This is a genomic window from Sphingobacterium tenebrionis (genome assembly GCF_037126265.1).
Lineage (GTDB): Bacteria > Bacteroidota > Bacteroidia > Sphingobacteriales > Sphingobacteriaceae > Sphingobacterium > Sphingobacterium tenebrionis.
The window spans coordinates 39387-51240 of the sequence record NZ_JAYLLN010000031.1; the positions used below are offsets into that span (position 1 = coordinate 39387).

At 42.6% G+C, this 11854-nt stretch carries 10 protein-coding genes and 1 tRNA gene; 8 read left to right on the forward strand and 3 right to left on the reverse strand.

The features are described from left to right. The first annotated feature begins 3 nt into the window (after positions 1-3). Together VJ786_RS12340 and cysM are read left to right on the forward strand one after the other, a co-directional pair. The gene (locus VJ786_RS12340; RefSeq protein WP_134777055.1) at positions 4-813 is read left to right on the forward strand and encodes a serine O-acetyltransferase; all 810 of its coding nucleotides are present in this window, start codon (positions 4-6) and stop codon (positions 811-813) included. A gap of 17 nt (positions 814-830) precedes the next feature. Next, the gene (gene cysM / locus VJ786_RS12345) at positions 831-1703 is read left to right on the forward strand and encodes a cysteine synthase CysM (protein ID WP_134777054.1); all 873 of its coding nucleotides are present in this window, start codon (positions 831-833) and stop codon (positions 1701-1703) included. A 284-nt stretch (positions 1704-1987) separates the two neighbouring features. On the opposite strand, the gene VJ786_RS12350 is transcribed toward cysM, so the two are convergent. Further along, entirely contained in the window at positions 1988-2701 is a 714-nt protein-coding gene (locus VJ786_RS12350) for a hypothetical protein (protein WP_134777053.1), read from the reverse strand. Positions 2702-2814: 113 nt separating this feature from the next. Between VJ786_RS12350 and VJ786_RS12355 the strand changes: the two genes are divergently transcribed. Continuing rightward, on the forward strand, positions 2815-4302 hold the full coding sequence (locus tag VJ786_RS12355) for a DUF3943 domain-containing protein (protein WP_336557793.1): 1488 nt from the start codon (positions 2815-2817) through the stop codon (positions 4300-4302). Positions 4303-4592: 290 nt separating this feature from the next. On the opposite strand, the gene VJ786_RS12360 is transcribed toward VJ786_RS12355, so the two are convergent. Then, positions 4593-5930 carry a trigger factor gene (locus VJ786_RS12360; RefSeq protein ID WP_134777052.1) on the reverse strand — a complete coding sequence of 446 codons (1338 nt, stop codon included), beginning with the start codon at positions 5928-5930 and terminating at the stop codon, positions 4593-4595. 69 nt (positions 5931-5999) lie between these two features. Next, positions 6000-6081: transfer RNA gene (locus VJ786_RS12365), tRNA-Leu, on the reverse strand. 190 nt (positions 6082-6271) lie between these two features. Between VJ786_RS12365 and VJ786_RS12370 the strand changes: the two genes are divergently transcribed. From VJ786_RS12370 to VJ786_RS12390, 5 genes are all read left to right on the forward strand, one after another. Further along, positions 6272-6892, forward strand: coding sequence for a hypothetical protein (locus tag VJ786_RS12370; RefSeq protein ID WP_099366873.1), 621 nt, complete (start codon positions 6272-6274; stop codon positions 6890-6892). Continuing rightward, positions 6889-7191 (forward strand): winged helix-turn-helix domain-containing protein, encoded by a 303-nt coding sequence (locus tag VJ786_RS12375; protein WP_099366874.1) that lies wholly within the window; start codon positions 6889-6891, stop codon positions 7189-7191. The genes VJ786_RS12370 and VJ786_RS12375 overlap by 4 nt, the downstream gene beginning before the upstream one ends. Positions 7192-7271: 80 nt before the next feature. Continuing rightward, a complete protein-coding gene (locus VJ786_RS12380) occupies positions 7272-7775 on the forward strand; it encodes a hypothetical protein (protein WP_134777051.1) in 504 nt (167 codons plus the stop codon). A 170-nt stretch (positions 7776-7945) separates the two neighbouring features. Beyond that, complete coding sequence (creD, locus tag VJ786_RS12385) at positions 7946-9457, forward strand: cell envelope integrity protein CreD (protein WP_134777050.1); 1512 nt, start codon at positions 7946-7948, stop codon at positions 9455-9457. 139 nt (positions 9458-9596) lie between these two features. Beyond that, complete coding sequence (locus VJ786_RS12390) at positions 9597-11705, forward strand: S9 family peptidase (RefSeq protein ID WP_134777049.1); 2109 nt, start codon at positions 9597-9599, stop codon at positions 11703-11705. Positions 11706-11854: the final 149 nt, after the last annotated feature.

An 11854-nucleotide genomic window follows, 5' to 3' on the forward strand; every position in this document is an offset into this window, starting at 1 on the left:
TTTATGCAAGAATTTTACCAACATATCTTTCAAAAACAGCAAGCTGTTCAGGATATGCCAAGTAACAAAAGAATAGGCCAATGGGCCATTGCACTGCTGCATCTGTTGTTCCCCGAACGTAGTTCCAGCAACTTTTCGGCCGTAAAAGATGTAGAAGAAGCATTCAAACAGTCTGAACTCGATCTTTATGAACTCCTGTTGAAGACGAAGGCTTGTGGAACCTGCGATATCAAAAGGATTTCCCAAGAGTTTTTTGAGCAATTGCCGCATGTGTATGAAACCATGCTGACCGATGCACAATCGATCATGGACGGCGACCCGGCTGCCAAAAGCCTGAATGAGGTAATCCGTACGTATCCCGGGTTTTTTGCTATTGCGATCTACCGTTTGGCACATGAACTCCATAAACAGGAGATCCCTTTGATCCCAAGGATCCTGACGGAACATGCCCATTCCAAAACTGGGATTGATATCCATCCTGGGGCTAAAATAGATGAGTACCTGCATATCGATCATGGAACGGGAATCGTTATTGGGGAGACCACGGTTATTGGTAAGCACGTCAAGTTATATCAAGGGGTTACCCTTGGTGCCTTGAGTGTGGAGAAGAACCTGGCCAATACACAAAGGCATCCGATCATTGAAGATCATGTGATCATCTATGCAGGAGCGACCATTCTAGGTGGTGAGACCGTTGTTGGGCATCACTCGGTCATCGGTGGTAATGTATGGCTCACAGCAAGTATTGATCCGTATACCACAGTATATCATCAGGCAAATTCAAAATTTATAGACAGTAAACCCATCAAATAATACTAAACGTAAATAGCATGGCAGGAATAATAGAGACGATAGGAAATACGCCATTAGTGGAGATCACGAGATTCCATGACAACCCAAAAGTAAAGATCTTTGCTAAACTGGAAGGGAATAATCCCGGTGGATCGGTGAAGGATCGCGCGGCATTGAACATGATCCGTTCTGGCCTGGAGCGGGGAACCATTACAAAGGATAGTAAATTGATCGAGGCCACCAGCGGAAATACCGGTATTGCCTTGGCGATGATTGCGAGTATGTATGGACTGGAGATGGAACTGGTGATGCCTTCGACATCGACCAGGGAAAGAACCTTGACCATGGAAGCATTTGGTGCAAAGGTGACTTTGCTGGAGACGATGGAGATCTGTAGGGATTATGCGGAAGAAAAGGCGGCAACAGGGGAGTATGTGATTTTGAACCAGTTCGCTAATCCGGATAATTATGAAGCGCATATTAAGACAACTGGGCCGGAGATCTGGCGGGATACCAATGGGGGGATTACCCATTTTGTGAGTGCAATGGGAACAACGGGGACTATCATGGGTTGTTCGATGTTTTTGAAAGAGAAGAATCCGGAGGTGCAGATTGTGGGTTGTCAGCCTACGGAAGAGGCTAGTATTCCTGGGATCAGGCGTTGGCCAGAGGCTTATCTGCCGAAGATTTTTGACGCGAGTAGGGTGGATAGGGTGATTGATATTTCGCAGGAGGATGCTACGCAGAAGGCCAGGGAACTGGCAAGGAAAGAAGGGGTATTTGCGGGTATGAGCTCCGGTGGAGCTTTTCATGCTGCATTGAAGGTAGCGAATGAGATTGAGGAAGGGGTAATTGTTTTTATTGTTTGTGATAGAGGGGATAGGTATTTGAGCTCGGATTTGTTCGGGTAAAAACGTCATTGCGAGACCTACGTCGTTGGCCCATGCGTCATTGAGCCATGCGTCATTGCGAGGCCTACGTCATTGCGAGGAACGAAGCAATCTTTCAACCCATGTCATCCTGAGCGAAGTCGAAGGATCTACATTTGGTACCTGTACAGATCCTTCGACGCTGCTCAGGATGACACGACTCGAAAGATTGCTTCGTCGTGCCTCCTCGCAATGACGCGGGGGGCTTGCTTAACGGCCTTTCGTGCTACCGCTCCATGCCAACGGCCTTTCGGCCGCTAACCCCTTTACTTCCTCAATTCTATCCCATACTGCGTCTTATCCCTACTCCAAACCTCAAAAATCGGATCCCCTTTCGAACTCAGCCCACTATGGTTCCAGTTATTTCCTTCCACTTTCCCATCAAAACCCAACTTCGCGCCAACCCTTGAATTATCCCTGGAAAAAAACAAAATCTCCTCCGTATATTTCCCATCCTTAAACACATACTTTCCACCACCAGTACCATAAAAACCTTTCTCCGCTGGATTAATCGCTATCCATTGAAAATAACCATCCACCAAGATCTTGATCGTCTTCCTATCCCCAACCGGAATTTCCGAAACCTTATCGCCCTGCTTCCTACCAGTAATCCGCCATAATCCATCCAGGTCTTGTTTCCCTAAATTCATCCTATCCATCTTCACCGATCCCATTTCCAAAAACTTCGGCTTCCATACGGCATTTGTCTTTTTAACCGTCCCAATCTCCTCCGGCTTCAGATCATTATATTCCACCTTCACTTCAATCCCATCTGCTTTCATGGTAAATGGACCGCCCCAAGTCCCCAAATACTTATTATCCTCATATGTGATATACGAAGAATATCCATCACTCAAAAGCCAAAGGTGGTTAACATTTCCATCCTTCCGATGAAATGCCCCATTCATTTGTATCTCTCCCTGTGCAAAAGCTGTCACAGAAAACAACAGGATCATCATAATTGCATAGATTCTTTTCATAACGCTTTGTTTTTGATTATCAACTAAATATAATTAAAACCCTTAAAACCGCAAACAGTTTTAACCTAAGTATCAGAACAAGGTTTTTCTGTTTCCAAAAGTAAAGCCTAATTTTGTCGGCATATAATTCAATTCCCTTGCAGACAAAGAATTTCATCTTCCTCGTAATAAGCTTTCTTTTCCTTTCTATTGGTCAGGCAAATGCACAATTAGATTCCCTCAGATCCGATTCCTTAAAGATTCATAAAGATTCCCTAACGATCGATCTTAAACCGATCGTCAATTGGAAAGACAGCATAAAAACACCCCTGAACCCCGTTCGGGAAAAGAAATTCTGGCGGGCAGGTACGGAGTGGTTCCTGGCACAGGCTTTTCCAGCCTCCTTCAACCGTTTCATTACCAAAGATCCGTATTCCTATATCAGCTTTCAGAACTTCCTGGATCATCAACGCTTAAGTGCCTGGGACTGGGATGATAACCAATTCACCACCAACCAGATCGATCACCCCTTTCATGGGCAGATCTATTTCAATGCGTTTAGGAGCAACGGCTATAACTTTTACCAATCCAGTTTGGCCACTGTTGCGGGATCCTACATCTGGGAAACTGCAGGGGAGACCCAACATCCATCCATCAACGACCTGGTGAACACTACCTTTGGTGGGATTCTCCTCGGGGAAATGATGCATCGGGTTTCCAGAAACATTCTGGCAAGAAGTAGAAATGGGCATAATCGTATAGGCAATGAAATCGTGGCGACTTTGGTCAACCCGGTCAGCGGTTTGAACAGGTGGTTGGATGGTAAATGGGGAAAGAAGGTGGATGATTATTTCGTGGTGGATTCCTCCATCATATCTGCCGAAGTCGACGCCGGGATCCGTCGTTTTGATGCCAAAGACGGGGATTTCCTGAGCAAGGGCAAGAATGCTTTTTATGGGAGGCTACGGTTTAAATACAGCAACGGTGATCATAATTACAAAAGACCATTTGACCAGTTCAGCGTAAACCTGGAGTTGGGAAATGGGGATAGTTCCTTTATCAATGCCGTGAATGTTCATGCTTTATTGTACGGAGCCAAATTTTTCAAATCCCAACGTGGAAACCATTACGGCACATTGAACGCGCATTATGATTTTTATAATAACGATGCCTTTTTCTACGGGGCGCAAAGTCTGAACTACAATTGGCTATCCGAATTCCGATATAAGAAAGGAAACCGGTTGAATCTGAGTGTGGGGGCAGGGGCAGTGGTGCTAGCCGCAGTGCCGGATCCTTACCTGCTTTATGGTGCCAGCCGGAACTACAATTACGGTCCGGGGGCTTCTTATCGTTTCAAGGGCGAACTGATGCTGTTGAACACCTTTCTGCTGAGTGCAGATTATAACGGTGGGGTGTTCTTTACCATCTCCGGAACAGACTCTTATTATGTGCTCCATGGCTTGAATGTGGAAGGCAGCCTACGGTTATATAAACGTTGGTCCATCAACCTAAGTTCGGGTTATTTTAACCTTCAGGGGCATTTCCGGGATCAGCAGTATCCCGATTTCAACAGGGAATATCCTTACGGCAAGCTTTCCATCGGCTATAATATTTTCTTTTAGAAGACAGGTTACCTTCGGTGTAAAACCATACTGAAACTAATGTAAAAGTATGTAAAATGTATGCTTGATATAGTTTCCTTATACTTTAACCCTGCTTTAAGCCTACTTTAACCCTGATTCCTGCCCAAAATCAAACCTATTTTGAAGCAGTAGGTGGGAAGTCACCTGGAGAAAATGGATAATATATGTTCTCGAAAGAAAAACAATCTTGCTAAATAAAAATACAAAAAAAGAGCTGTACCAAATGAATGATACAGCCCTATTTCTATTTTATAACTAATTCGTAAAGCTTATTTGCTTTCTAATGCTTCGAATTTATCGAAATCAATCTTTTTAGATTTGATTTTGATGGTGTTTTTCAACTGATCGAACACTTTCAATGCTTTTACCTCTTCGAACAAACGGTTTGCTTGTTCTCTGTCTGCTAATAATTGCATAGCAAATTGTTGCAATTGCTCATCAGTAGGCTCTTCATTGATGTTGTACATCTTGATCTGTGCATAGATACGTTCTTTTGCTAAATCAACCACTTCGTCGTATTTCACTTCTAGGTTGTTTGCTGTAACGATGCGGTTCTCGATGATCGTCCATTTCAAGTTGCTCAAGAAATCAGCGAATCCTTCTTCGATTTCTTCTGGTTTCAAGTTAGGGTTAGTAGCTTGTAACCATTTTTTCAAGAACTCCTCAGGGAATTTAGCATCAACTTTCTCCATTCCGAATGTGTATAGATCGTTGCGAAGACGTTGTGCCGAGTTTTGTTTGAAAAGGTTTTCTACCTCTTCTTTAACTTTCTCGTTGAATTGCTCTTCGGTGGTTACTTCACCAGCAGGGAACAATTTATCGAAGAACTCTTGGTTCAGATCAGACTCTTCCAAACGGTTGATGTTCTTAACGGTCAACTCGAATTTTGTTTCGTCCAAGTTTTCTGCCTCCTCTTCGGTAACACCTAAGATACGTGCTAAATCAGCTACTTTGAACGCTTTCTTCACATCGATCTTTACGCTGTCATCTTTTTTCAAACCAACCAATGATTTTTTGATTTTAGCGTCTTCGATGATGTCCGTACGTACAGAAGTTGTTTTTTCGATACCATCTTCTTTATCTTGTTTCAAGGTAGCGTATAATACGTCACCTTCTTCAGATACTTCAGGATTGGTCATTTTACCGTAGCTACGACGTAGGTTTTTGATACGTTCTGTTAAAGTAGCTTCGTCTGCTTTGATATCGTATTCAGTGAATTCAGTTTCTGCGGAGAATGGAGTTTCAAATTCTGGAGCTAAACCAATTTCGTATTTGAAATTGAACGTATCCTTGAAATCCCAATTGTAAGAAGCATCTTTATCCTCATCTGTAGGAAGAGGTTGACCAAGAACTTCTAATTTTTGTTCGCCAATATACTCAGCAATTTTATCGTTGATGATTTTATTGATTTCGTCGAACAAAATTGATTTACCATACATACGTCTGATGTGACCAGTAGGTACCATTCCTGGGCGGAATCCAGGTAATTTAGCCTTTTTTGCTTGATCCTTGATTGCTTTATCAACTTGCGGGTTGTAATCCTCAGGAGCTATTTCCACTTGGATGTTAGCGTTGATGTCATCAATTTTCTGATGTGAAATATTCATATTCGTTCTTTAGCTTTTCGCAATTTAAAAAAAAATCCTCCTGATGGTTATTTTCAGGAGGATATCAAGTGCGGAAGAAGGGACTCGAACCCCCACGCCTTGCGGCGCCAGATCCTAAGTCTGGTGCGGCTACCAATTACGCCACTTCCGCAGTTAGGATTTTATTGAGCCACAAAGATAGAAACCTATCCAATATATGTCAAGTCTTTTTTTGCCTTTTTTTAACTATTTACTGTAAGTGGTTGTTTGTGAGCACGAAAATTTATATTCCTGAAAAAATATGAAAATAATATTTGAAAGATTCGATTATATTACCTTACTTTGAAACACAAAGTACTTTTATGAACCAGCAAGATTTAATAAAAGAAATAGGTCAGATCCGTTCGATGATGGAAAAATCATCGAAGTTCATGTCCATCAGTGGGCTCTCCGGTGTGTTGATCGGTTGTATCGCTTTACTAGGGGCAACTTTGGCCTACTTTACGGTTTATGGCACGATCTCCCAATTTGGATATCGCGATAATTATGTCCTGGAAGAGGATGTATTGTGGAAACTGATCTTGATTGCATTTGGCGTACTCTTACTTTCCATTATCCTGGGACTGAGCATGGCGAAGGCAAAGGCAAAGAAAGCGGGACAGACCATTTGGAACCCGACGAGCAAGGCGCTTTTGAAAGCTATGGCGATCCCCTTGATAGCTGGAGGCTTATTTACCTTGATCTTGATAAGTAAAGGCGTATTTTCTTTGGTCGCTTCTAGTTTGTTGATTTTTTATGGACTATCTTTGGCCGCGGCATCCGTTTTTACCTTTAGGGAGGTGCGTGTACTGGGGATCCTGGAAATCATTTTGGGGCTATTGGCGCTGGCATTTCCGGGTTATGGTATCTGGTTCTGGTCTTTGGGATTTGGTGTGTTGCACATCATCTATGGATTGATCGTTCATAAGAAATACGAAAAGTGAGTTTAGATTTAACGCTATATGATAAGGTTTTAGAAAATAGGATTAGGCTTCAGATCATGAGTATTCTGATGGCCAACGATTCCTATGATTTTAACTCCTTGAAAGAATTGCTTGATGTGACAGATGGGAATCTGGCTTCGAATCTGAAGAGTCTGGAGAAGGAGGCCTATATTACGGTGACCAAAACTTTTGTTGACCGTAAGCCGAATACGCGGTATAGTAAGACAGATAAAGGAGCGAAAGCCTTTGAAAATCACTTGATGGCCTTGGAGAATTTGATAAAACAACAGTATAAATAATTTTTTTTGTAGAACAACTTTGAAATACAAAGTACTTTTTAAAATATTGAAATAAAATGAGAGGACTTCGCTTAAAATTTATGCTTTGGCTGTACACGCATTCATCGAGGATTTATGCCCAGATCTTTAAAGCCAATAAAACGCCATGGGGGATTAAGAAAGAAGAGTTTTTGAATTATCCTGAGGGTTCTATTGGGTATCAATTGGGAGTATTCTATCAGGAGAAGGGATTTGATGTGATGCCTACCTTGGAGAACCATGATGTTTTTCATGTGCTGACCGGTACGGGAATAGATATTCAGGATGAGATTGCCATGCAATATTTATTGTTCGGCAATGGAAAGGTGAGTTTGTACCTGTTGGGGATGCTATTTGTGGGAACATTTGTTTTCCCGGAGCATTTTAGGTATTACAGGGAATCGTATCAGAAGGGCAAGTTTTATGGAAGGTTCTATGATGTGGAGTTTAAGGAGATGCTGCATTTTAATTTGATAGGTTATCGGTCCGTCATTGCGAGGAGGTACGAGGAAGCAATCCTCCCGCATGTCATGGTGAGCGGAGTCGAACCATCTGTTCGTAGGTAACTGTATAGATCCTTCGACTGCGCTCAGGATGACAAAGGCCAAAGATTGCTTCGTTCCTCGCAATGACGGGGAAAGATTGCTTCGTGCCTCGCAATGACGGGGGAAATAAAAAAACAAACAACTAATAAAACACATCAATTAATAAAACACAACAACTAAAAAATAAACGCATGGAAAGTTCAAATATCAACCCAGAAAACAGGCCAACACCAACGCCTTCGCTATTTGATCGAATTACGCAATCCGTAATTCTCAAAATATTCATCATCTTTTTTCTAACCCTCATCATGCTCATCCCTTTAAATATGATCAATGAATTGATCCAGGAAAGAAAAGGGCGGGAAGCAGTGGTTTCCCAGGAGATAGCCATGAAATGGGGGCAGGAACAGGTCATTTCGGGACCTATCCTAGCTGTACCATACGATATTACAAATGAAACAGTGGAAACAACATCCGACGGCACAAAAAGAACGGTTTACAATAACGTCACCAACTATGCCTTCTTAATGCCCAATCAGGTAAACATCCAAGCACAGGTAGAACCCGAATCCAGAAAAAGAGGGATCTATGAAACCGTTGTCTATACTACCCAAGTAAAGGTCAATGGCGACTTTGCGGGCTTTGATCTGACCACCTTAAAAATCGACCCCAATTTATTGAAATGGAAAGAAACAAAATTATTGGTCGGAATCGAAGATTTTAAAGGCTTATCCAAAAATCCGGTAATGACCTGGGGGAATGAATCCAAGGAAATGTTCAAGAACAACCTGGATCTAAAATTGTTCAATGGCAATCTTCAGATAGATCTTCCCTTGGAGAATGCGGAGGCTGCCAAACAAAAATTCAGTTTCCAATTGGATCTTCGAGGATCAAAATCCTTGAATTTCCTGCCGCTTGCCAAACAGACACAGATCAAAGCAGCTGGTAAATGGGCAAATCCAAGTTTCAACGGCAGTTACCTTCCCAATGTAAGGGAGGTGAAAGACAGTTTCACGGCTAGTTGGGATATCCCGGCATTCAACCGGAAATTACCTGCACAATGGCTGGGAGAACCCTTTACCATCTACCATTTTTCAGGTTTGGACCTCAATACGGAAGATCATACAGCCGCCTACCCACCGGGATCCTACATGGCCGAATCGGCAGTAGTTGCAGCTGCAGAAGCTGCCCATGCTGCAGGTTCCAACCTGGAGATTTCAAGTGATCTGGATATGGTACAGATCAATTTCCTACCATCGGTAAACAATTATAAAAAGACCGATCGGGTGGCTAAATATGGTGTTTTGGTGATCGCATTGACTTTTGTTTCCTTGGTTTTCATGGAAGTGATCAAGAAACAGCGGGTGCATCTCATCCAATATATCCTGATCGGATTTGCCATGGTGCTTTTCTATGGTTTATTATTGGCCATCTCCGAACACTTAGGATTTAATATAGCCTATTTAATAGCTTCCTTGGCGACCATGTTGCTGATTGCAAGCTTTATCAAAGCTATTACCAAGAATACCAAATCAGCACTGCTGTTTGGGGGCATCCTGTCGATTTTCTACCTATTTATCTTTGTGCTTTTACAGCTGCAGGATTACTCGTTAATCGTTGGAACAGTAGGTATCTTCCTTATTTTGGCTGTTCTTATGCGTTTGTCAACCAAGATTGATTGGTACCAATTTGAAAGAAAATGATAAGATTAGGCAAAGAATCGATCAGGATGTACCTGAGCAGTATCTGGTGCTTATGGTTCAGCCATAGGCGTTGATTTAATGGTTAATATTTCGCTTTGCCTGCCAACTTTAGTAAATTGGCAGGCAAAATGAAATCACTATGCGAAAGATAACCATTATTGGCGCATGCTTATTAATCAGTAATATGGCTATGGCACAACGAACCAAGGATCTTCCAGATAAGATGGATAGGCAGAAACTTGCTGTAAAAACAATGTATACCCCAGGATTGGAACCCTTATCGCCCAAAAAACTTTGGGAATTAGGTAGGGTGGCTGCAGAAGGCCTTTCAAAAGATGGAAAGACATTGGTTTATTCAGTTTCGAACTACCAATTTGATGAAAATAAATCCGAGAAGAACCTTTATACCATTCCGGTAAATGGAGGTGTCGCCAAGCAGTTCACTTCTGAAGCTGGATCAGAATCCGTTCTGAAAGTGGAAGATACTGGGGATGTGCTGTACACATTTAAAGGGCAGATCTGGAAAAAGAATATCGATGGTTCAGAAGCGAAACAGCTTACGAATATAGAAGGTGGTCTTGAAAATGTGAAGCTCTCTCCAGATGGGAAGAAGATCATGTTCAGCAAAGCGGTCTTGATCAAACCTTACCATTCCGTGGATAAATATAAGGACCTGCCAAAATCAGATGTATATATCTACGATAATTTGGATTACAGGCATTGGGACAGTTGGATGGATGGCCGTTTCAAGCATCCCTTTGTAGCCAGCTATGATAATGGACAGATTGGGGAAGCCAAGGATATCATGGAGGGGGAAGCTTTCTATTCGCCACAGATGCCATTTGGTGGTGCTGAAGATTTCGCTTGGGCTCCGGATAGCAAATCTGTTTTTTATGTGTGCAAGAAGAAATTCGGAACCGATTATGCCCAGAGTACCAATACGGATATCTATCAATATGACCTGGCTAGCGGAACAACCAAAAATTGGACCGAAGGCATGTTAGGCTATGATACCCATCCTGAATTCAATCCAGATGGTAGCGTGTTCTCCTGGTTGAGTATGAAGACTGATGGCTATGAAGCGGATAAAAACGATATCTATATCCTGGAACCTGGTTCCAACCGTAAGGTAAACCTGACGGCCCATTGGGATGGAACGGTGAATTCCTTTACATGGAGCAAAGATGGTAAGAAAATATTCTTTACCGCACCTGTGGGTGGTACTGTTCAGGTATTTGAATTGGGCGTGGAAAAAGGGGTATGGAATAAAATGCAGCCAAAGATCAACCAGATCACGAAAGGTGATTTTGATATTACAGGCATAGTAGGAGAGACCAAGGATGGTCTGGTATTGACATCTACCAAAATGACCCGTGCAACGGAGGTGTTTTTCTTCCCGTTCAAAGGCAAGGAATTGAGACAGATCACGACCGTGAATGATGCAGATTATAGCAAAATGGCGGCAACGAAGGTGGAAAGTAGGGTTACAAAGGCGAGCGATGGAAAGGATCTATTCTCTTGGGTGATCTATCCACCGGATTTCGACCCGAACAAGAAATACCCAACCTTGTTGTTTTGTCAGGGCGGACCTCAATCTGCGACTACACAATCGTATTCTTTCCGGTGGAACTTCCAATTATTGGCTTCTCAGGGTTATATTGTGATAGCACCAAACCGTAGGGGAATGCCAGGCTGGGGCGTGAAATGGAATGAGGATATTTCTAAGGATTGGGGTGGACAGGCTATTCGGGATTACCTATCGGCTATTGATGACCTTTCGAAAGAGAAATATGTGGATAAGGATCGTTTAGGTGCTATTGGCGCTAGTTATGGTGGTTATTCGGTGTTTATGTTGGCAGGTGTGCATGAAGGAAGGTTTAAGTCCTTTATTTCGCATTGTGGGTTGTTTGATATGGAGTCTTGGTATGGGACGACAGAGGAGTTGTTCTTTGCGAACCATGATTTGGGAGGACCCTATTGGGATAAGGCAAATGCAAAAACGTATACGGATTATAACCCGATGAGGCATGTGAATAAATGGGATACACCGATTTTGATTTTCCAGGGGGGTAAGGATTTTAGAGTGCCGATCGGGCAGGGACAGGAAGCTTTCCAAGCAGCGCAGTTGAAGGGGATTAAGAGTAGGTTTGTGTATTTACCGGAGGAAAACCATTGGGTGTTGTCTGGGCAGAATGCGCAGGTATGGCAACGTGAGTTTTTTGGCTGGTTAAGTGAAACTTTGAAGTAGAAGAGGGGAGAAGTACGCGTCATTGCGAGTGATTTTAGTCGTCATCGTAAGTTTGTAGGGAAGTTATAGGAATTAAAGAAACAGAATATAATTTTGTATTTCATTTAGGATACAGCGAGAGAGGGAGTAAGATTTTTAATCGTCATTGG